Origin of the sequence: Fodinibius salicampi, from assembly GCF_039545095.1 — a bacterium.
GTDB lineage: Bacteria > Bacteroidota > Rhodothermia > Balneolales > Balneolaceae > Fodinibius > Fodinibius salicampi.
Genome location: NZ_BAABRS010000004.1, coordinates 124,712 through 146,005, shown reverse-complemented (window position 1 = coordinate 146,005; position 21,294 = coordinate 124,712). Strand labels below are relative to the sequence as shown.

The 21,294-nt window shown below is 41.3% G+C and carries 22 protein-coding genes, 2 tRNA genes and 1 pseudogene; 9 read left to right on the top strand and 16 right to left on the bottom strand.

The features are described 5' to 3' along the window. Nucleotides 1-93: 93 nt before the first annotated feature. The 3 genes from ABEB05_RS14205 to ABEB05_RS14195 all read right to left on the bottom strand — a co-directional run bounded on the left by ABEB05_RS14205 (nt 94) and on the right by ABEB05_RS14195 (nt 979). Nucleotides 94-258 carry a DUF1328 domain-containing protein gene (locus ABEB05_RS14205; RefSeq protein ID WP_265791235.1) on the bottom strand — a complete coding sequence of 55 codons (165 nt, stop codon included), beginning with the start codon at nt 256-258 and terminating at the stop codon, nt 94-96. A gap of 28 nt (nt 259-286) precedes the next feature. Continuing rightward, entirely contained in the window at nt 287-487 is a 201-nt protein-coding gene (locus tag ABEB05_RS14200) for a hypothetical protein (protein ID WP_265791237.1), read from the bottom strand. Nucleotides 488-616: 129 nt separating this feature from the next. After that, the gene (locus ABEB05_RS14195) at nt 617-979 is read right to left on the bottom strand and encodes a hypothetical protein (RefSeq protein ID WP_265791239.1); all 363 of its coding nucleotides are present in this window, start codon (nt 977-979) and stop codon (nt 617-619) included. Nucleotides 980-1,120: 141 nt separating this feature from the next. On the opposite strand from ABEB05_RS14195, the gene ABEB05_RS14190 reads away from it, so the two are divergent. Beyond that, the gene (locus tag ABEB05_RS14190) at nt 1,121-1,276 is read left to right on the top strand and encodes a zinc ribbon domain-containing protein (RefSeq protein WP_265791240.1); all 156 of its coding nucleotides are present in this window, start codon (nt 1,121-1,123) and stop codon (nt 1,274-1,276) included. A 169-nt stretch (nt 1,277-1,445) separates the two neighbouring features. Here ABEB05_RS14190 and ABEB05_RS17145 read toward each other — a convergent pair. From ABEB05_RS17145 to ABEB05_RS14180, 3 genes and pseudogenes are all read right to left on the bottom strand, one after another. Further along, nucleotides 1,446-1,535 (bottom strand): annotated as a pseudogene (locus ABEB05_RS17145) (PEGA domain-containing protein); the annotation flags it as partial. A 49-nt stretch (nt 1,536-1,584) separates the two neighbouring features. After that, nucleotides 1,585-2,628 (bottom strand): tetratricopeptide repeat protein, encoded by a 1,044-nt coding sequence (locus tag ABEB05_RS14185; protein WP_265791242.1) that lies wholly within the window; start codon nt 2,626-2,628, stop codon nt 1,585-1,587. 262 nt (nt 2,629-2,890) lie between these two features. Beyond that, nucleotides 2,891-3,463 carry a hypothetical protein gene (locus ABEB05_RS14180; protein WP_345694303.1) on the bottom strand — a complete coding sequence of 191 codons (573 nt, stop codon included), beginning with the start codon at nt 3,461-3,463 and terminating at the stop codon, nt 2,891-2,893. A gap of 343 nt (nt 3,464-3,806) precedes the next feature. Between ABEB05_RS14180 and ABEB05_RS14175 the strand changes: the two genes are divergently transcribed. The 6 genes from ABEB05_RS14175 to ABEB05_RS14150 all read left to right on the top strand — a co-directional run bounded on the left by ABEB05_RS14175 (nt 3,807) and on the right by ABEB05_RS14150 (nt 7,158). Further along, nucleotides 3,807-4,181, top strand: a complete 375-nt coding sequence (locus ABEB05_RS14175) for a hypothetical protein (RefSeq protein WP_265791245.1) — start codon at nt 3,807-3,809, stop codon at nt 4,179-4,181. Nucleotides 4,182-4,272: 91 nt separating this feature from the next. Then, a complete protein-coding gene (locus ABEB05_RS14170) occupies nt 4,273-4,494 on the top strand; it encodes a hypothetical protein (protein WP_265791247.1) in 222 nt (73 codons plus the stop codon). Between the two features lie 113 nt (nt 4,495-4,607). Beyond that, nucleotides 4,608-4,931 carry a hypothetical protein gene (locus ABEB05_RS14165; protein WP_265791248.1) on the top strand — a complete coding sequence of 108 codons (324 nt, stop codon included), beginning with the start codon at nt 4,608-4,610 and terminating at the stop codon, nt 4,929-4,931. Next, nucleotides 4,921-5,088, top strand: coding sequence for a hypothetical protein (locus tag ABEB05_RS14160; protein ID WP_265791250.1), 168 nt, complete (start codon nt 4,921-4,923; stop codon nt 5,086-5,088). Before ABEB05_RS14165 ends, ABEB05_RS14160 begins: the two co-directional genes overlap by 11 nt. An 853-nt stretch (nt 5,089-5,941) precedes the next feature. Continuing rightward, nucleotides 5,942-6,346 (top strand): DUF5655 domain-containing protein, encoded by a 405-nt coding sequence (locus tag ABEB05_RS14155; RefSeq protein WP_265791252.1) that lies wholly within the window; start codon nt 5,942-5,944, stop codon nt 6,344-6,346. A 215-nt stretch (nt 6,347-6,561) separates the two neighbouring features. Continuing rightward, entirely contained in the window at nt 6,562-7,158 is a 597-nt protein-coding gene (locus ABEB05_RS14150; protein ID WP_265791254.1) for a MarC family protein, read from the top strand. Between the two features lie 35 nt (nt 7,159-7,193). Here the strand turns inward: ABEB05_RS14150 and ABEB05_RS14145 are convergent, their stop codons facing one another. The 4 genes from ABEB05_RS14145 to ABEB05_RS14130 all read right to left on the bottom strand — a co-directional run bounded on the left by ABEB05_RS14145 (nt 7,194) and on the right by ABEB05_RS14130 (nt 13,646). Beyond that, nucleotides 7,194-8,942 (bottom strand): sensor histidine kinase, encoded by a 1,749-nt coding sequence (locus ABEB05_RS14145; protein ID WP_265791256.1) that lies wholly within the window; start codon nt 8,940-8,942, stop codon nt 7,194-7,196. Nucleotides 8,943-9,204: 262 nt separating this feature from the next. Then, nucleotides 9,205-11,007: a sensor histidine kinase gene (locus ABEB05_RS14140; protein ID WP_265791257.1), complete on the bottom strand. Its 1,803-nt coding sequence runs from the start codon at nt 11,005-11,007 to the stop codon at nt 9,205-9,207. 164 nt (nt 11,008-11,171) lie between these two features. Beyond that, nucleotides 11,172-12,536 carry a histidine kinase dimerization/phosphoacceptor domain -containing protein gene (locus ABEB05_RS14135; RefSeq protein ID WP_265791259.1) on the bottom strand — a complete coding sequence of 455 codons (1,365 nt, stop codon included), beginning with the start codon at nt 12,534-12,536 and terminating at the stop codon, nt 11,172-11,174. 945 nt (nt 12,537-13,481) lie between these two features. Continuing rightward, nucleotides 13,482-13,646 carry a hypothetical protein gene (locus ABEB05_RS14130; RefSeq protein WP_265791260.1) on the bottom strand — a complete coding sequence of 55 codons (165 nt, stop codon included), beginning with the start codon at nt 13,644-13,646 and terminating at the stop codon, nt 13,482-13,484. A gap of 463 nt (nt 13,647-14,109) precedes the next feature. Here ABEB05_RS14130 and ABEB05_RS14125 point away from each other — a divergent pair, with 463 nt between their 5' ends. Both ABEB05_RS14125 and ABEB05_RS14120 read left to right on the top strand, forming a co-directional pair. Then, a complete protein-coding gene (locus tag ABEB05_RS14125; protein ID WP_265791262.1) occupies nt 14,110-14,973 on the top strand; it encodes a fasciclin domain-containing protein in 864 nt (287 codons plus the stop codon). A 229-nt stretch (nt 14,974-15,202) separates the two neighbouring features. Continuing rightward, the gene (locus ABEB05_RS14120) at nt 15,203-16,087 is read left to right on the top strand and encodes a MerR family transcriptional regulator (protein WP_265791264.1); all 885 of its coding nucleotides are present in this window, start codon (nt 15,203-15,205) and stop codon (nt 16,085-16,087) included. 81 nt (nt 16,088-16,168) lie between these two features. Here the strand turns inward: ABEB05_RS14120 and ABEB05_RS14115 are convergent. The 6 genes from ABEB05_RS14115 to ABEB05_RS14090 all read right to left on the bottom strand — a co-directional run bounded on the left by ABEB05_RS14115 (nt 16,169) and on the right by ABEB05_RS14090 (nt 21,153). Continuing rightward, a tRNA-Pro gene (locus ABEB05_RS14115) sits at nt 16,169-16,242 on the bottom strand. A 44-nt stretch (nt 16,243-16,286) separates the two neighbouring features. Next, the gene (mce, locus tag ABEB05_RS14110; RefSeq protein WP_265791266.1) at nt 16,287-16,691 is read right to left on the bottom strand and encodes a methylmalonyl-CoA epimerase; all 405 of its coding nucleotides are present in this window, start codon (nt 16,689-16,691) and stop codon (nt 16,287-16,289) included. A 67-nt stretch (nt 16,692-16,758) separates the two neighbouring features. Beyond that, on the bottom strand, nt 16,759-18,351 hold the full coding sequence (serA, locus tag ABEB05_RS14105; protein WP_265791267.1) for a phosphoglycerate dehydrogenase: 1,593 nt from the start codon (nt 18,349-18,351) through the stop codon (nt 16,759-16,761). Between the two features lie 24 nt (nt 18,352-18,375). After that, complete coding sequence (gene yihA, locus ABEB05_RS14100) at nt 18,376-18,963, bottom strand: ribosome biogenesis GTP-binding protein YihA/YsxC (protein ID WP_265791269.1); 588 nt, start codon at nt 18,961-18,963, stop codon at nt 18,376-18,378. Then, the gene (purF, locus tag ABEB05_RS14095) at nt 18,963-20,465 is read right to left on the bottom strand and encodes an amidophosphoribosyltransferase (RefSeq protein ID WP_265791271.1); all 1,503 of its coding nucleotides are present in this window, start codon (nt 20,463-20,465) and stop codon (nt 18,963-18,965) included. Before purF ends, yihA begins: the two co-directional genes overlap by 1 nt. 616 nt (nt 20,466-21,081) lie before the next feature. Then, nucleotides 21,082-21,153: transfer RNA gene (locus ABEB05_RS14090), tRNA-Gly, on the bottom strand. Nucleotides 21,154-21,294 lie beyond the last annotated feature (141 nt).

The following is a 21,294-nucleotide window of genomic DNA, read 5'->3' as shown; positions in this document are numbered from 1 at the left end:
TCCAGAGAATATTGATCTAATTACTTCCCCGGATATTATTGATACTCATACCTTCCTAATTTGTTCCCATCATCAACTTGGTACGCTTGTACTCTATACGCCCCGGCCCCTACCGAAGATCAGGGAAATAACAAAAAGAACGATAAAAACATAAAACAGTATCTCAGCGATTCCGGCCGTAGCACCTGCTATTCCGCCAAATCCCAATACTGCAGCAATAATAGCAATGACCAAAAATGTAATACTCCATCGTAGCATAATAGACTCCCTTATTTTTTTATTAACATTATTCTTTAGCTGCTCGTGTAATTAAAAGACCTGCAAGCAGTACTATAACAGAAACGATCATCCCCGTGGGATCTCCCTCACTCACCGTAACATCAAGTCCTAAGGCACTAAAACTCTCTGTATTATTGATATAATTAATGCCCGTGAAGATCAATCCGATAAGTCCGCCAATCGTAACCACATATCCAAGTATTTTCATAATAGATCTCTTTGATTCATTTTTAAACTTAAATGTATATTCGTCTAAATTGTTCCCAAAACAAAATTATATAACCATTTACAATATTAAGTTTCTACAACAAAGAGAGCGTATAGATAGACGGGATTGTTATCGCACGCAACGCATAATAAAGCGGACCATCTCCCGGCTTACCTGCTCGTCCTGTAGTCGCCCCATAATTTCCATCTGTTGCCCATTTGTCGATTTAAGTGTCCCTTTGTAACTAAAATGAATGGTATCATCCCTATTCCCCGGATTCCCGATAAGGAGGTCTATAGTACACTTTTTGTTTGCTTGCAAATCACCAAAGCTTCCCGGCAAGGTAAAAGTAAAATCCACAATAGGATCATGAAATCCTCCCCCCGTATCAATAGCTGAAAGCTCCAGATTTACGGTTACCTCACCCGGTAAAGATATCTTCTTGCCATCCAATTCTGCTTTTTTTATATACGCTTTGGTTTGCTGTTTCATAATTAATTATAATAAATACAAGGCTCTGTCTGTGTTGATTATATATCCGAAATTAGAAGCCTGCCATTTGAATTACAAAACCTATTTTTTCATTATAGATATCCAAAAAGACAGATAAGCTATAGTTATCCCCCCGTGATTATGAAGAAAAAAGAATGCCCCGGATGCGCAATGGAGGTAGATGCCGACTCAGATATCTGTCCAATCTGTGGATATGAATTCCCCAGCCAACCCTTGAGCATCCAAATTATGGCCTGGGTAATGGCTATTCTCCTTCTGTTATGGCTGGTTTTCTAAATGACCTACGAATTTTGTTCTTTCAGCGTGGCATTGATACTCTCCTGATCAAGGTTATACCATGCACCAGTTGCGGCATCCACGACCACAGGAACAAGTCCGCCCAGAACATCCAGACCACCCATCCGGCTCCCACCGAATTACCTATATGGACGCTTTTGGTTTCATACCCTTCTCTTTCAAATTTAATATCATATTCTTTATCCGACTTAAGGTTTAATCTAACCGGCATGTCTCCCCTATAGTATCCATCGACATAGACCTCCGCTGAAGGATTAGCTTATAAATACTTCCGTGGCCACGCCTAATCACTCACAAACAGGAGCTCCGGCCTGTTCATTGTACAGCTTGCCCAAACTTTCGCTCTTTCCCACCAGGTGCGCATGATCTTCTCCCCTGTTCCGGGCTTTGGCAATCATCTGATCTAACTCATTTAACAGTTTACAGGCTTCTTCAAAGTTTTCTACCTTCATATATCCGTCAAACAGCCAGGTGAAAGCATGAAAGTCGCGAGAAACCAATGGCCGCCCCGTTTCCTGCTGCCATTGTACGGAGGCCTCATAAGCAGCCTTATTTGATTCAATAAATTTATCCCACATTCCTAAATGCCTGAAAATATGGCTTGGCATATGAAGGGCATGAGGAGATTTTGCGATCTCCATATATCGCTCAGCAGCCGGAAGAGACCGCTGCGCAAACTTTCTCGTATCGTACAGATGAATTAAATAGTGAAGGGCCCCGGGATGATCCGGATTCTGCTCGATAACGGACTCTAAACGTTCTGCTACAGGCTCCACATCGCTTTCGGCACTAAAACTAAATCCATTTACGCTCATCGCTGCAAGCGATTCAAAAACAGTTACCTCCTGGTCATCTGGGTATTGCTCAGCCAGCTCAGCCATCGCAGAGGCATATTGATCCCGCCTTTTATGCATGGGAGGTCCCGTTTCATAAAGAACACGCACGGCATCTAGATACGCCTTTTCTCTCTCAGACCACTTCACTGTTCCCGCATTCACTTTTTGATCTAATTCCTTCAGCACCTGACTCCCTTTTTCATGCTCGTGCCGGCTCCATAAGGGATGGTCATGAGTCATGGCCTCCCCCCAATATGCCATGGCAAAATCCGGGTCCAGTTTACGGGCCTTTTTGAAATGCACCCGGGCCTGCGGATACCAAAAATCGTGAAGAGCCGCAACTCCCTTTATAAATTCACGGTGGGCTTCACCAGATGCAGAAGTCTGAAAATGAACGACTCCCCGGGCATTATCGGAGTCTGACGGATCCCCGATAAGAGAGCAGCCAGCCAGTAATAAAAGACCAGATAAACATACAATGGTATTAATATTCATTCGAAGTAGAATTCCTGATTTCAGCTATGGATTAAGTATGCTGCAACCAGTCACAAATAAATATGGCCTGAAGGTATGAAGGCCACCAAAGGTGCTCGGCATACAGCTATCACTTATAGGTAAAATGGGTAGATTCTGTTCCGGGAAATGAATTCGAAACCAGGCCGGAGTACAATTACATTTAAAGTAAATAAAAAAGGCCATGCATCCCTGCATGGCCTTTAGTACATCTAATCAATAATTTTAAAACATCTTTTCCCTGTTACGTTCGGGAAATCTTTTTAATTTGATTGCCTGAATGATCAAAAAACACGGTCTGCATCATCTCGTCCTGCTGGAGTTTTACTTCGTACTCTGTCCTGAGGACATTAAAGTCATGGACAACAATTTTATTACTGGCCATTGTCCATCCCTTATACTCATCACTTACCAACTTACTTGCTATAGTTTTAGGGAGAGGTACATTTTCCTTAATAAGGCGACCATCAATTAAATTCCCATTTTTTCCATAGGTTGCTTTAAGATTCATATTTTTATTTTTACTTTTTACGGTAAAAAAATCAGCTTTGGGATAACTGTTCTCATCCAACCCTATATATTGAATATTTGAATACTTTTTCAATCCTGCAATATTCAAAAAATATGGGTATTCATTCACTCCAATCTCAGTCAGAAAAGATGTAGGTTCGATTTGTTGTACTGTGATCACTTCCTGACATTTACAATCCTGGGCATTAAGTAACGGGGTATAGAAAAACAAAAACCCTGTACCTAATACAATTTTCAGGATACTATTTATTGATTTCATCGATTTGCTCTGAGTAATTAAACTCATTTCTGTTATTAATATACTTGATAATAAGGGGACTCGGACAGTGAAATTTTGCGATAACAACTTTTTCTGGAGAGGCTTACCTATTATCAACTAGTAAAGCTATCACTAACCCCAATGACATCCTACAATTATTTTCTTGCAGTTAATTAAATTTTATTAACGATTGAATAGCTGGATAGGTCTTCGAGATCCCTACCTATGGATCTCTTATTACCCATGTAGGGATTATGCGTATTTGCCTCTTAGATGGATATTTCCGAGACTTATCTGTCGTATCATCATGAAGATATAATGAATGATAGTTCAGCTGGCTTCGTAAATATTAACAGACAATCATAAGAGAATGGCTACATCAAAATTAATCAAAGAGTTTTTCGAAGAGCAATTCCGAAATACTTCTCACTTTTTCCTTTACAAAGACAAACAATTATTAAAAAATGGCAGCTACCGTAAATATGCCCGGGAACAAATTAACAAAGCAAGCAAAATATTCTGGTCCGTTGCCTTCAGTATATTTGTTTGTTCCTGGTATGGCATCATAAGCTTTATTGAATATGGAGCTGAACCTAACTGGTTTGACCTGACATTAGGTTTAATTGCTTGGGCGGCTCTTGTTATAATACTGCTATATTCTGCAAAAGAATATTATACCATTAAAAGCTCTATGGAATTGCTCATAAAGCTGCTGGATGACAAGGAAATAAAATCCACTATCTGACTCCGCATTAGCAGAGAGGTCCCATCAACTTTAATCACCCTCTCCAGAATCATAAGGCGGCAATCAAAACAACTAAGCTGAATAACCAATTATGAACAACAAATTCGAAAAAGAAACAACGGATGTGGCACACAAAAGTAAGTGGCATACCTTTGAAATGGTTTTTGGTATTCCCTTTCTTATTGCTGCTGCCCTGCAATTCGCCGTGCCCCTTTCGCTCCCTCGGGGATTCCTTACCCCTGTCGTTCTCCCTGCCGGCATTGTGCTCATTGTCGTGGGCTCGCTTCCGCTCTTAGGTTTCGATAAGGTTTAGCGCCATTAGTTCGAGTGTCAGCGACTTTGTAAGGCTGGAAAATCAACTAATTTGTAACAAATAGCCTCCTTTTATGGTCTTGTTATGAAAACCTAAATATAATTTCATTTATTATGAAATATATTCAATCAAGATTTACATATATTTTAACAGGAGTGATTGGGATAATTACTATAGCTGTTGCGTGCAGTGATACTATAAAATCGGATTCTGAACAAATTGCGGGTGTTGAAGAGTTGACCCAAAGCACAGAATTCAAAAGCCTAGTAGGTAGTATTGAACAACTTAACGCACCTTTAGTAAAGAAGATGATACCAATGGAAAAAGAAGAAATAAGAGAGTTTAAAAAAAATATTTCTTCTTACATTGATAATTCTGGTTCGAAACCAAAATTAACCATTGACTCAGAACAAATGGTTCAAAAAGATGGGTTATAAAAATATCCAACAATATAAGGATCTTTCGCAATCGGTCAGAAGTAAGGTAGAAAAGCTTCATAAAGTATATCCTGAATTTAAGAAGAAGGCTATTCAAGAAGCTACTTTTCAAATCATTAAAAAAGAACAGTCCGAAGACGCCGAAAAATCGTGCTGATCCATGTGTAGAAGAGTTTAATGATTGTTTGAGAGATGCCACTGTTCAGTTTGTGAGCGGTACAGCAGCGTGTATTATTGTTGGAACGTTTGGCACATTTCCATCGGGATTGGCGTGCCAAGCCGTGAATATTGGAACGTATGAAACACAAAAATATGCTTGTTCGCAAGATTACTGGGAATGCAAGGGCTGTCGCCATTGTGAACCACCAAACATGGATAATCCTGATGCCTATTATAATTATTAATACTTAATTCGTTATTACCATGTTTTCATTAATATTTCAAGATTACGAAAAGGTGAACTCTATTGCCCGTTATATAGGATTCTTTTTTGTTGCGCTTGGAGTTGTGTCTCTATTTATCCAGCCCGAACCCTATATGTTAGGTTTTTATACCTGTCTAATTATTGCTGTATCTTCGCTTATTGTTGCGATATATAATGATGTTCGGCATAAGCAATATGACAGGCTGAAGAAGCGCGGACTAGGAGCGCTATCAGTCTTATTATTAACAGGTGCGTATTTTCTAATTCTTTTTTTTAAAATAGTTCTTTCTAGGGGTTGTAGGATAAAAAATAATTGTCCTGCAATTCCCTTTTTCTATTCAGCCCACGGAGCAATTACATGTTGCATTTGCTCCTAATATGCCTTCAATTGATAGCGCCAATTTTCAAATCCCATCTCACGCTTACAGACAGCTCTTCAAAATTCTGAACGTCAAATTCCCGCCACTTGGTTTTAAGAATCTTCTTTCGTTAGTTGAAAGTCAACAGTAATCCGTGTGCCGGCTATGTACAGTCGTAGTAGTAAGCCGCAACAAGGTCGTTAGGAGGCTCACACAATACACCTGAAATGTGGAAATGCCCAAAATGCAATCGGGAATTTACTCGTCGAAACCAGAGACACGCCTGTGGTACTGGAGATCGTGAACATGTGCTCCGAAACAGACCTGACTCCGTTGTCGAAATCTACAATGCCATTGAGGACTTCGTCATGAGCCTTGGCACGGTTGAAGTTGTAGCAAGAGAAAGATACGTACTTTTTCGAAGCACTCGTATTTTTACAGACTTATCCATCATGAAAGATGCCGTACGGGTAGCCATTCATATAGGACGAAAAGTTGATGATCCTATATTTATAAAAACAGTAAGTGATGATAAAAAAGTAACTCATGTAGCAAAGTTAAGGGATTTAATTGAAGTAGAAGTTATTAAACCACTATTAGAAGAGGCGTATCATTTCTCCCTAGCGTTATGATTCGTTCTTTACCAGCACAAGAGTATTACGTGGGCATCCACCCTTCCCTGTCCTTTTAACTTCTTTCGGTCCACTATCTAACCGGTCTTAGAAGAAGTAATCTCCCTTATGATAAGTTGGCACCTCAAAAATTACCTTTTGAGCTCATCCAATTTAATTCCTATTCTCTTATGACTTAATTCTTTTCAATCATCCTATAAATTAAACACCATTACATGGATCTGGCAGTTTATCTAAATGCATTAACCGGCTTTTTTGTCATTACGGATCCAATCGGGGCGGCGCTGGTATTTCACTCCCTGATCCCGGAGAAAGAGGCCAGTCATCGCCGAAAAATGGCCTTCAAGACGGTGATTATTTCCATGTTTCTTTTAATTGTGTTTGGTAATTATGGTGAACCCTTACTGGACCAGCTTGGCATCGATATCAATTCCCTGCGCATTGCGGGCGGACTGCTACTGTTCTATACCGCTTTTAATATGATTACTGAAAAAGTGGAATACACTCCCGCTCCCGAGAAGAAAGATATCTCCGTATTTCCAATGTCCATTTCCCTGCTGGCCGGACCGGGCGGCTTGATCTTGTCTATCCTCATGTTCTCCAAATCAAGTGAAAGCAGTGCCAACATTGGAGTTATAGCAGCCATCGTGACCATCTTGCTGCTCACCCTAATCCTTATGCTGGTTTCTAAATACCTGAAGAAAATAATCGGCAAAACGGGCGATGAAATTTTGAGGCGCTTTTTAGGCGTCATACTCGCCGCACTTGCTATACAATTTGTGTATGATGGGATTATTAATATTGCTGCATAGAAATCGAATCGTTCGGATAAATTAATATCCCCTTCTTAGGAGGAAATCGGGAAGGTTACCTGAAATGTAGTATTTTCTCCGGGAACCACTTCCACCTTTCCATTCAGCTGATCAGTCAGTGTTTTGACCAAGGTTATCCCCAGTGATTGCTGTTTTTCAAAACTAAAATCATCCGGCAATCCGATCCCGTTGTCCGTTACCTGCATCATAGCCGTTCCATTTTGTTTTTCCATTGTAATACGTAACTCCCCCACACTTTCGGAATCCGAGAATCCATGCTTATACGCATTATTAAGCAGCTCGTTCAGTATTAATCCAAGGGGAACAGCCTTGGTAATATCAAGCGTAAAGCTCTCCAGGTTCTCCTTCATGGTGATCTCCTGTTGCTCCGACCCATAGGTACTCTCAACCATTTGGGTAAAGTCTTCAACATATTCTTTCATGTCTACCTCAGAAAAACTGTCCGTCTGGTACAATTTTTCATGAATCATGGCAATGGATTGGATTCGCGACTGCATATCTTCCAAAATAGGGCGTATTTGCTCATCAGCGTCTGTTTGTTGCAGGTGCATTAAACCTGAAATAATTGCCAGATTATTTTTAACGCGGTGGTGAATTTCAGCCAGAAGGGTTTGTTTTTCCTTCAGCGATTGCCGTATCTTTGCTTCTTGTTTCTCTTGTTCCGATATATCACGTATGCTGCCTACAAAGGCTACGGGTTTGCCGTCTTCATCCCTGAGCAATCTACGGCGATTATTAACCCAAATATAATTTCCCTCTTTTGTTTTTATGCGATACTTGGTTTCCTTTGCAAAGTGATCTTCAACCCCTTTTCCTTTCATCTCATTGACTTCTTGTTCGATCCGCTTTAAATCCTCTGGATGTATGCGATCCAATATAAATCCGGGTCCTTTTTCCACCAGTTCTTCGGGGGTATAGCCCAGCATCGATTCCACTGCGGGACTTAGATATTCATAGTTCTGGGAATTGAAATCCATCTGATAAATAATATCACGAGAATTCTGAAGTACTTTCTTAAATTTGGATTCACTCTTAACCAGCTGCCTGTTCAAATCGTTTATTCCCCGAAAGAACCTCCGTGTAATGATATAGCCTATAACAATAACAACGGCTCCTAATCCTACGGTAGCCCAAAAAATAATGTCCTGTACCCAGCGGGCCGCCTCCCCCATAGTTGCGGAAAACGAGGTTTCAAGGTCTGTTAGCCTCTGATCTAAAGAGTTAATATACCTGATAGACTGGCTCCTGAGCTCTGGATTCATCTGTCCCGCCTGTACAGCTTGATGTATCTCGCGGCCAAGTTTGTCCAGTTCAGCAATCTGCTGATCACCCTGCCTCCATATATCTACGGCCTCTTCCATATATGATATATCATCGTGAAACTGGGTCAACCATATAAGCAGCTCAATATCCTCCGGGTGTAGATCAGATTTTTGAAATCCCTTATAAGCCAGATCATGATCCGGATTTTCGGAGGTCAGTGTCTGCCGTGCTCGCTTATACCCCTTGTGTAAATCCAATGCTTCCTGGAATTGGGTATATAACTCTGGATCCTGTTCAACGCTATATTGCACCAGCAGACTCGCAGCTTCTTTCTGGGCTTTGGTCCATTGACCCTCACTCGCTACATAGGCACGAACAGCAGAAAGTGTTTTTGTCCCATAATGAGTGGCCACCACCAAGAACAAAGCTACCACGAAAAAAACCGATAATATAATAATATGCCCCTTCTTGTCACGAAGAGATTGTTTAAAATCCGTCATTTATGATGATATCTCTAATTAGAGCGAATCCCGTGAATACTATTACCCGATTATTACCTTTAACCATTTTTACCTTTTAACTAGCACATATGGCAACTTATCTTATGAACAGTAAGCTTAAATCTGCTTTATTATTTGTATGCACTGGTATTCACGCCTGCTACCAGATGTTAGGAATGTAATGAATATACCACATGTTTGTAAAAACTCCCTAATCGCAAAGAAAACATGATAAGAAAGACTTTATTGGCCTGCATTTATTTTATACAAAATGATTACCTGTCGATCCGGACCTATCAGTTTTTGGGAACTTAATTTCATAACGGGTTTTTCCCTCTTCAGTATATGCAACATCAATATCTCCCTCTAATTGTCGGACCAATTGTTCAACAATTTGATATTCCAGAGACTCTTCAGACCAGGTTTTTAAATCCCTAAGAGATCCTGCGCCATCATCCTCAACAACAAGTGTTACCCGTTCACTTTCGCGCGTAAAATTGACCTCGATATGTAGTGGTTGAGTACCAGGGGCCTGCTTAATAGCATGGGTTACCAACTCATTTATCATCAGCCCGCATGGCACCGCTTGATTAACATTCAGAGATATCTCATCACACACTACACTTAGATCCACCCGGCGATTTTTCCTTTGCATGCTCTCGCAAACATACTCCACGAGGTCGGATATATACTCTTCCATGCTTATATTTGCAAAATCCCGGGAGTCGTATAACTGCTCGTGGATATGAGCCATGGAATGGATGCGAGACTTACTTTGGATCAACGCATCCCAAACAGTCGAATCCTCCTCGTAATTCATAGCCTCAAGCTGCAAGAGGCTGGAAATGATCGCAAGGTTATTTTTCACCCGGTGATGGATCTCTGAGAGGAGTATTTCTTTTTCCTCGAGCGATTGCTGAAGGTTTTCTTCGGTCTCTCTCAGCTTCGTGATATCGGTGTAAATGCCAAATGCTGCAATGGGTTCTCCATTCGTCATGACAGGTAAGGCACCAACAAGCAGATCTTTCGTGGTTCCCTGTTTAGTTAGCCGCTGATCTTCATAGTATTTTGACGTACCTTCTTTAAAAATACCCGCATAAAGCTTTTCAATTTCGTCATGCCGTTCTTCGGGTAGCTGTTGCTCCAGCAGATCTTTCCCAACCACTTCTTTCTCTTGATAGCCGAATAACTCTTCGTAGGATTTATTAACCTTCTGTATTTTTCCGTTGGCATCAATCATGACAATGGAAACGGGGGAATTAAAAAATAGGCTTTTAAATAATTGCTCGCTCCGCTCTAACTGCTTTTGAGCTTCCTTTTGGGCCGTAATATTCTCAATAAACGTCAACACTGATTTCAGGGTCCCATCTGGTTTACGCAACGCTGATACATGCAACAGTACATGCATCCTGCGCCCATCGTTTAGCTGTATGGGGGCCTCAAACCGGTCCCGGTCTTTCTCTCTGGCAGCAATATCCTGCATGCGCGATTTTACAGAAGCTGCTTCTCCCTCTTCAAAAAGGGGTATGTCAAATAAGGATTTTCCCAGTACTTCATCTTCAGTATAGCCACTCTTTTGTTTCGCCCGTCGTGACCATTCGATAATCCGAAAATCCTCGTCTAACTTGACCATCGCCAGCGGGTTATTATGGATAAGCTCCTGCTGGGCGCGGTAGGTTTCTTCAATTTCATTTTTCAACCGGAGGGTTTCCGTCAAGTCATGAATATGGGCAATACGGGCATCCCGACCCCCGACAGAAAGATCCTGCCCGGTAACTTGAACGTATAAGAGTTCTCCGTTTTTAGTCTGATGGCGAAAAGTCCCCCCATTCGAAACATCTGATGTTCGTTGTATTTGGTTAAGTCGCTCGCGCAAGGTAGGGATATCTTCCGGGGGGCGGATATCCTCGATCGTCAGCTGCAAAAATTCATCCCGGCTGAATCCGTATTTTTGGACGGCGCTTTGATTAACCTCTAACATCTCAAGGGTATCAATATCGTACACAAACATCGAATTGGGATGTTTGTCAAAGAAAAGCGAGGGCAGTTCCATGTTATCTCCCATGGTAGATATAGCTTTTAGTTAGGGTTTTCAGTTCCTTTCAACTGCAAACTTACTTTTTATATATCTACGTTTTTATACCTACGTACTTATAGCTGGAACATAATATAATCTATGATTTGAATCCAAATCTATTTGGATTTTTTGCTTTTAACAGAATCCTTAAATCAGGTTGAATAAGGGAACGTGACTTCAAATGTGGTCCATTCTCCTTGCGAGATAGTAATATCACCTTCCAATTGGCTGATAAGCGTCTTAATGAGCGTCATGCCCAGTGAACTGCTGCTCTCAAGGGAAAAATCATCGGGTAACGGATGGCCATTATCCGCAACAGATAGCATAGCTTCTTCATTGGCCTTTTCCATTGTAATTCTTATTTCCCCTTCATGTATATCCGAAAACCCATGCTTAAACGCATTAGTAAGCAATTCGTTAATAACGAGCCCCAGGGGAACCGCATTGGTGATGTCAACAGTGAGAGGTTGCAAGTCTTTGGTTATTACAATCGCTCTCTGTTCAGAATTAAAGGTATCCGATATGATATTGGAAAAATCTTCGATGTATTCCTTAATATTGACATCAGAGAGGGTTGCTGATTGGTAGAGTTTTTCATGGATTTTGGCAATGGATTTAATCCTCGATTGCGTTTCATCAATCAATGCATCTAATGATTCCACCGGTTCATATCGTTGTAATTCCAGCAGACCTGATATAACGGTAAGATTATTCTTGACGCGGTGATGGATTTCCTCGAGAAGAACTTCCTTTTCCTTGAGAGACTGCTGGATCTTCTGTTCTTGTTGTTTAAGCTGGGTAATATCTAACGTAACACCATTAAGACGCACCAATTTTCCTTCGCTGTTAAACTCTCCCTGTGCCCGGCATTTCAGATAAGAAATCTCTTCATTCTGCATCACACCCCGTATGACAAAATCCCTAGCCTCATTTGTTTCTCGAATTTGCTTTATGATCTTAACCATCTTAGGACGATCTTCCGGATAAATCAGTTCATAGAATGTTTCAAAATTGGCTTCAAAGGTTTCCTTATCCACATCCATGATGTCATATAGCTTATCGGACCATATAAATCGGTTTTCGGCAACCTCATACCGCCACCATCCCAGCCGAGCTAACTGCCCCGCTTGCTGGGCCTGAATTTTGGCTTCGATCTCCGATGTAATATCATCAATAACGGCCAGCTGCAATGAGCGTCCCTCAATGTCTATTTTTTGTGGTTTTATTTTTGCATAGAACGTTTCTCCATCCTTGGTTAAATGGCGAAAAACAGATCGTTCATTTTGACCATCTACCTGGTTGAGACTTTCCATGAGAATGGGAATATCTTCTTTCGGCCTGATTTGTGTAAGATCCAAATTCCGAAACTCTTCCCGGGAATAGCCGTATCTTTCACAAGCGGCTTCATTAACCTTTACAATTTGTAATGAATCCCGGTCGAAGATGACCATTGGACTGGGATTTTTGTCAAATAAATATGGCGCCACCTCTGAACTGAGCATGTTAATCTCTTCCATAATGCCCCTCCCCTATATTATTTATCTGTCAAATGATATGTCCTTTCGGACCAAAAGCAAAACATGACTTACTGACTATATCTATTTCCCCATAGAAGCATTAATAGCAGAGTACCTATTATCCTATTTAAAATCAAAATAATAACCAGTATAGAGGAATAATAATATTGATTTCTGTACTTTAGCTTTTTACTGCCTTCCCTACCTACAATATCTGACGAGGTTTCTGTTGTGATCTCTATTTGTAAAATATTATCGAATAATTTACTGGTAATTACGATATAGATTCTACAAAGAATAAGCTCACTGAATGAACTTGTACTAAATTCTGCTTATATTTACCAATGAAAAGAATTTCATGAAACCCGGATTATTTAGGATCTTAACTATAACATATCCGGAAGTAAATTGGCCGTTCCATTCATGCCTGAATCATTCATTTGTGACTTCATGCATTTAAAACGTACTGCTAAGAACGACAAAGTATAAAAAATATCATACTCATATTATGAGGAACCCAATGACATCCCTCGAATCTGCTCAGTTCATTGCAAATCTGGAATCAGCAGGATTTGATTACCAAATTTGGGATCATTATAAAGACCTCCAGATCCCTACTTCAACATATGATCATTTACTAAAAGATTGTGATCCGCGACCTATCAACAAACAATACCAAAAATCAGCAAATTGGTAGATACAGGAAGTAATTCTCTTAAAATTACAACCCTATTTATATTTTTAACGGGTACATATCTTGACTTTAATTACTCGGGTTTGGACTCTCGATTTCGCCATCTCTCAGAAGCTTGCCGTAGGTAAGCTTTTTTATTAAGTGACATAGTGATTTACTTCATATTTATGTAATTCTAGTTTCAATTACCTGACGTACGATAATTCGCTTAAATAAGCTACATAGATCTCTGGATTCTCTAAGCTCTCTCCTCAGCCAGTTTCCTGATCTTTGATATCAGACTTCTTATTTTGTTGTCCGTTTAAGTTTTTAGCATATCTTTTATACATATTGCAAAGCTTCAATCCCCTTGCCATCAGACGAATCTGGGTAAAGTTTTCTTCGTTTTGAGGATCAGGCCGCTTGCCTTGAATCATATCCAGTTGCTACCATTCGATGATTTGGCCTTGCACCTCTTGGATGAGCTGGTCATTGCGCTCAAAATAGTTTGACTTATAGAATTCACAAGTATCGTGTTCGTAGATAAACAGTATCATATAGCTCAATATCCCCCTGATGATTACATAACCGAACAGTCCCACTTTACTGAGAAAAGCCCAATCTCATATAGATATAAACAAAGAAAAAACCTACCGAGAAACGATATCCGGGGATGAATCTGCCCGAAAACAGATACACCAGCAATGGTCGGGAACTTTTCAGAGACTAAAGATGTATAGATAATTCAGATTGTTTAAATTTTTAATTTTAAATTTAAACAAAATTACAAAAATACACCTTAATCCAATCCTATTTCTTATGAAAACCAGAATACAACAATTCTCTATAGGGAGAAAAGTCCCAGTGATCAAAGCCTTCATAGTTTTATTAGCATTCACCATGTTATCGGCTTGTGGAGATGACGATGATGGGCCAACGGCCCCAGAAGGGCCGGGCAACATTGTCGAAGTGGCTCAGTCCAACGATGATTTCAGCACCCTTGTATCGGCTGTTACCGATGCCGGCTTGGCTACAACATTGCAGGGCAGTGGACCCTTTACTGTATTTGCCCCCACCAACCAAGCATTTGAAGCGCTACCGGAGGGCCTGCTAGAAAGCCTGTCCAATGAACAGTTAAACGAAATATTAAGCTATCACGTTGTAGCCGGATCAACTGTTATGGCTGGCGACCTGCAGGCTGAACAATCGGTGGAAGCGTCAGCGGGAGGCCAGCTTTTTGTAACAGTCATGGATGGCGACGTAATGGTAAACGATAACGCTTCGGTTGTTACGGCTGATGTAGAAGCCTCCAATGGCGTCATTCATGCCATTGATCAGGTAGTCCTTCCCGATAGCTACCTGGATGTAGTGGGTATTGTGGCTAAACGATTCAGCTTGCAAACCCTGGAAGGGGCTGTCGGACAAGCGGATTTAGTCTCTACCCTCCAAGGCGAAGGACCCTTTACTGTCTTTGCCCCAAATAATGCCTCGTTCGAAGGACTCGACCTGTCAGGGCTTTCCCAACAACAGCTGCAGGATGTACTGACCTATCACGTGCTGGATAGCAAGGTTTTGTCCGGAGACCTTGCTACTTCGCAAACTGTTACTACTGTTAATGGAGATGAGCTGACTATCGAAGTTGCAAGTGATAACACGGTTTCGCTGACCGACCAGCAAGGCAATACCTACCAGGTAACCCAAGCTGACCTCGAAGGCACCAACGGTGTGGTCCATATCATTGACGGAGTACTCATGCCAAGTTAGTCTTAGAATGACTAGCATAAATATTTCCACAATATTTAGCCACGCTTTGTACTCCAGAGCGTGGCTTTATTTATAAGAAGATGGAAACGGAAAAAAATACTTTTAAACAGTAAAACACTTCATAGTTTTTTACATTTTAGTCTACCTGATACTGGCAACAACATGTAACCTTTATGAAACGGGTGCAAACTAAATTATACCGTTTAAATATATGCTATAAATAATAAACATGGATTCTTTTTCGATATCTCAAATATCTCAATTTTCGGGCATCAAACCACATACCATCCGGATGTGGGAACAGCGCTATAGTGCCTTGAAACCAAATCGCTCGGAGGGAAACACAAGATATTACAGCAATGCACAACTGCGACGGTTGCTGAATATAGTAAGTCTCAAAAATTCTGGTTATAAACTCTCGGAACTGGGTGCAATGCCAGATAAAAAACTGAACGAACTGGTTTTAAAAGAACAAGAAAAAACGACGCCCGATGAAACCGATGAATATTTTGTTTTACAGCTTATAGCAGCCGGAATAAGCTATGATGAATTATATTTTGAAAAAGTATTTTCTCATTGCCTGCTGAGATACGGACTGAAAGATGCCTATAGCAGAATCATATATCCTATGATGGTACGACTGGGATTAATGTGGACGAGCGACCGGTTGCCTCCCGTTCATGAACATTTTATCAGTAACTTGGTCAGGCAAAAACTGCTGACGGCTATTGATTCGTTACCCCCCGCTAAACCTGACGGGGATAAATGGCTCTTGTTCCTTCCAGAAAATGAATTCCACGAGTTGGGGCTACTGTTTGCCCATTATCTTATTCGCCGTTCCGGCCAACAGGCGATATATCTCGGTGCCAATGTCCCGGTGCAGCTACTCATAAACGCAGTATCAGAGACAGAATCCGATCACCTGCTTTTTTTTCTAGTGCACTTCGATTTACCTGAAAATAGCCGTAAATACCTTGATCAGCTAAAAGACAGCTTTCCTGACAAAAAGATATACCTGTCGGGCAACCACAAATTAATTAATCAACTGGAAACCGGAAAGAGCATGATATGGCTGAAATCAGTTGAACATCTCGAACAACTACTGGCATCATAGTGGCTGCATATATTCTAAGAAAGACTTAAAACTAAAAAAGCCCCCCAACAGCTCTCAAAGCTATCAGAAGGCTTTATAAAGTCGGGACGACAGGATTTGAACCTGCGACCCCACGACCCCCAGTCGTGTGCGCTACCGGACTGCGCCACGTCCCGAAATATCGATTCAAAAGATAGTGCCAATTACTGCAAAACTCAACCTATTTTCCGGTCGATTGACATAATTCTATTAACACTCCACAATTATCTTTCGGATGGACAAAGACCACAAGCTTGTCATCGGCGCCGGGACGGGGTTCCTCCGATAAAAGCGTAAACCCTTCTTCTTCCAACCGTTTCATTTCAGCATAGATGTCATCTACCTCAAATGCAACATGATGCATTCCCTCTCCCTGTTTGGAAACAAACTTATCAATCACGGAATCCGGTGCTGTAGCACCCAGCAGTTCAATTTTTGACTCACCTGCCCGGAAAAAGGCGGTCTCTACTTTCTGCTGTTCCACCGTTTCCCGCTTGTAACAGGGACTTTCCAACAGTTTTTTGTAGGTATTGATAGCCTTTTCCAAATCTGCAACCGCTATACCAATATGGTCGAGATGTTTCATTTTCTGTGGAGTAAAATGGGCACACGGTAATAACAAAACACTGTGTGCCCATTGATCTTACGTTGTTTTAGTTATTCAGGCTGATGTATTTCAATGCATTCACACCATCCAGCTCAATAATAGGCTTCAGTTCCTCTTCTGTGAGTTCCTTATCCACCGATACGGCAGTAATGGCATTCGAGCCCTTATCCGTACGTCCCAGACTTAGCGCGCCGATATTGATACCCTGCTTGGCCATTGCTCCACTCACGCCGGCAAGCATCCCGGGTTTATCAACATTCTGATACATTACAATATCTCCCTCCATGCGGAGCTCAATACCATAACCGTCAATCTCGACGATACGGTAATCATCCTCTCCGAATACGGTTGCCGATATCGTCTGGTAGTCGGCGTCTTCTCCAAATGTTACCGTAATCAAATCATTAAAAGTCTTTGTATCACTGACTTTGGTTTCCCGTATTTTTAATCCGCGATCATCCGCATAGTGACGGGCATTAATAAGATTTACCGACTCACTGACGTGATGGGAAAGCATCCCTTTCAAAATAGAATCCGTCAGTACATCTGAATATTGCGCACAAGCCCCGCTGTATTCAAAGGAGAAGTTGTTTGCATTTTCAGGGGCCAGCTGTATAGCAGCACTACCCAATATTTCTGCCAGCTTAAGGTACGGCTGAACTTCTTTATTGGTTATAAGCGAAATGGATTTCCCATTTAGGCTGCCTTTAAAATTTTTCTGCTCTAGTGCATCAGACATCTGGTAGGCAATCTGTTCGGCCACTTTTTCCTGTGCCTCTTCGGTGGATGCTCCCAGATGAGGCGTAGAAATTATATGTGGATGTTTTAGCTGCTTATAAAGTGCCTCATTAGGGGGTTCTTGAGAATAAACATCGAGTGCAATACCGGCCACATAGCCATTGTCAATAAGCTGTGAGAGATCTTCTTCTTTATAAATACCGCCTCGGGCACAGTTCACCAAATACATGCCTTTCTTAAGCTTATCAGCGTTCTCAAGAGAAACTAAACCTTTGGTTTTTTCTGTGAGCGGGGTGTGTACCGTAAGAAAATCCGCAGTACCTAACAGCTCATCCAATTCTAAAAGCTCAATATTTAGACTCTCAGCTTTTTCCACAGAAGCAAAAGGGTCATACGCTTTTACCGTCATACCGAACTCTCGCATGCGCTGGGCTACTTCCGCACCAATCTTTCCCAATCCTATAATACCGAGCGTCTTGCTATGGACTTCCGTCCCCATATATTTTTTTCGATCCCAGCCGCCATTCTTAACTCTATCTACAGACTGGGGAATATTCCGTGCCAGTGCCAATATCATTCCACAGGTATGTTCGGCGGTAGAAACGGTATTTCCATCGGGAGTATTCATAACCAGAATTCCTTCGGCCGTTGCTGCTTCTATATCGATATTATCAACTCCTACACCTGCCCTCCCTACTACTTTTAGGTTTTCGGCAGATTTTAGGAGATCTGCACTTACCGTGGTCGAACTCCGTACTACAATACCATCGTATTTTTTAATTTCTTGGTGTAGCTCTTCACCACTTAGATTGTGGTTACGAGTAACTTTAATACCGCGTTCTTCAAAAACTTTTTCAGCTAACGGATCAACATTATCTAAAATCAGGATGCTAAATGACATGGAGTCTTATGTATAGTGTTAGGTTTATTGAGTAAATTCGGATATCAGCTCTTTGACCTCGTCAATTCCGACATCGTCTTTAACAGAGCTAATAATTATAGGTACTTCAATATTCATTTCGTCTAAAATTCGCTTAACGCGTGCCTTAGACTGTTGGCACTTATTATGTGAAATCTTATCTCCTTTGGTCAATACCACTATAAATGGCAACCGATTAGTCCCCAACCAGTAAAAAAATTCTTCATCAAGCTTTGAGGGTTTATGGCGGATATCTACCAAGTGAATAACCAGTCTTAACGTGGGACGTTCCAACAGATAATCCCTGATATCCCTTCCCCATCGCTCCCGTTCTTTTTTGGAAACTTTGGCGTAACCAAAACCGGGTAAATCAACCAAATACGTTTTGTCGTCCACCAGGTAGTAATTCATCTGTTGGGTCTTACCTGGCGTATTACTGGTTCGGGCCAATCCCTTGTGGTTTACCATCGCATTGATAAGCGATGACTTCCCCACATTCGAACGTCCGGCAAGACATACTTCCGGATAATAAGCTTCGGGACATACATCCAATGATGGGGCACCGGTAACAAAATGAGCTTTTTTAAACTGCATCAAACAATTTCATTTTCTTCTTTTTCAACGCCAAAGTTCACAGGTACCGGATAATTTTCTGTAAAACAGGCTGTACAATATCCATGATCCGATATATTCGCTTCCTTCACGGCATTTACCAGCCCATCAGGAGAAAGATATCGCAGACTATCCACTCCAATTTCTTTAGCCATTTCTTCAATATCACGATCAAAACGATTGGCCATTAATTCTTCGGGACTCGGAAAATCCATTCCGTAATAACAAGGACTGATAATTGGGGGTGAACTCACCAGGAAATGTATTTCGGCCGGATCTGCCTGTCGAATCATATTCACCAAATAGCGCGAAGTCGTCCCCCGCACTATGGAATCGTCAACAATAATCACCGACCGGCCTTCAATAACCCCTTTAACGGTATTAAATTTGGTGCGCACCTTCTGCTCGCGTGATTTCTGTCCTGGAGAAATAAAGGTACGTCCTACATAGTGATTCCGTATCAGTCCGATTTCAAACTTGCACTCATGGCCAAATTTCTGGTTTTCATGCACATAGCCCAAGGCAGCCGTATTACTAGAGTCGGGCACTGAAATAACAATGGGCTTTTTATCATCCGGTGCATTTCTGATAACTTCATTTATAGGATGCTCCTTCGCCAGATATTTACCCAGGTTTCTTCGAACCTTATCTACATTTTCACCAAATATCTTACTATCAGGACGGGAAAAATAAACAAACTCAAAGATACACTGACTTGTATCGGTGCCATACTCCGGGTCCAGATGATAGGATTCGGGCTCAGAGTCAGATCCCCCATTTTGATCAATCACCAGCACCTCTCCGGGCTCAATATCCCGAATATATTCGGCATCAATGATATCAAAAGCACAGGTTTCACTGGAAACACAGTAGCTACCGTCTACTTTTCCTAGTGCCAGGGGGCGAAAACCGTTGGGATCGCGAACCGCAATCAACTTATCATCGGTAAGCATCATCAGGCTGTAAGCCCCCTCAATTTGATCCAGTGCATCAAGCACCTGCTCTATCTGTGTTTTCTTTGGACTATGTGAAATTAAATGCAGAATAAGCTCTGTATCAGAAGTACTTTGGAACAGTACCCCTTCTTGCCTGAAGCGATCACGAAGCTGTTTGGCATTCGCTAAATTCCCATTATGTCCAATGGCGATATTTCCTTCGTGATAATGTACGCGAAAAGGCTGGATGTTCGCAGGATTCTTGGCCGCACCCGTTGTAGAGTATCGATTATGGCCGATGGCAGCCCGTCCCTGTAGTTCCCTCTTAAAAATATTTTGGTCGTCAAAGACATTGAGAACCAATCCGAAGTCTCGATGTGCAGGCATTATCCAGCGCTCCTTGTCCTCATCAAAATATGAGGTTACGATGCCTGCTGATTCTTGCCCTCTATGCTGCAGTGCATGCAATCCATAGTAGGTGAGAAGAGCTGCATCCGGATGGTTTTGAATTCCAAAGATGCCGCAATAATCTCGTGGTTTATCAATCATTGAAGGTATCCGATAGTAAATAATTTTCGGTGGTCACAAAGTTAATAAATTCAATCACTAATTAGTAACAAAATTAACAACTGATTCTGAGCGACAGAACCCTGCATCAAAATCTTCACACAGCAATCTCAGTGATAACAATGTTGTGAGGTAACGGAAGATTTTTTCTTCCATAGCATGAAGTTAAGTATCTTTAACAAAATCTTAAAAACATAAAGAAAGCTATGAATCAAAAGGAACAGGAGAAGTTAGAGACAATTATTCTTAAAAAAATTGTTGAAACTAAAGAAGAAATTGAGCATCTAAAGAGTTGATAAAACCCATTGCTCCTGATAACGCCATTTGGTCGCCTTAAGTTTATGCCCTGAACCACAAAATGCGTAGTTTGTGCCTAAAAACTTCCTCAGTCAGCTTATTTTTTTGTCAAAAGACTTACAGTTCCAGGGGGATCTAGCTATTATCAATGTCCCTGCAATCATGCCGTTTCAACCTCTTTTAACCCCTCCGAGAAATGGTCGGGATAGTACTAGTCAATTGGCTGGCTGCATAAAATAAGTTTGATACATACCCCAAATAACAAAGCCCTTGTAGGAAACTACAAGGGCTTTGAGCTGAGAGCGGGAGACCGGATTTGAACCGGCGACCTTCTCGTTGGCAACGAGATGCTCTACCGCTGAGCTACTCCCGCTAATAAGTCAATAAAAATAAAGCTCTCATCCTCCGTAGCTTCTAGCGAAGAAGGACTCCCGCTTTTCAAAGAGACCAAATATAAGACTATTCTTTATTACATTTCAACTTAAATTGACATTTTTTCGCAAACTTTCCGAAA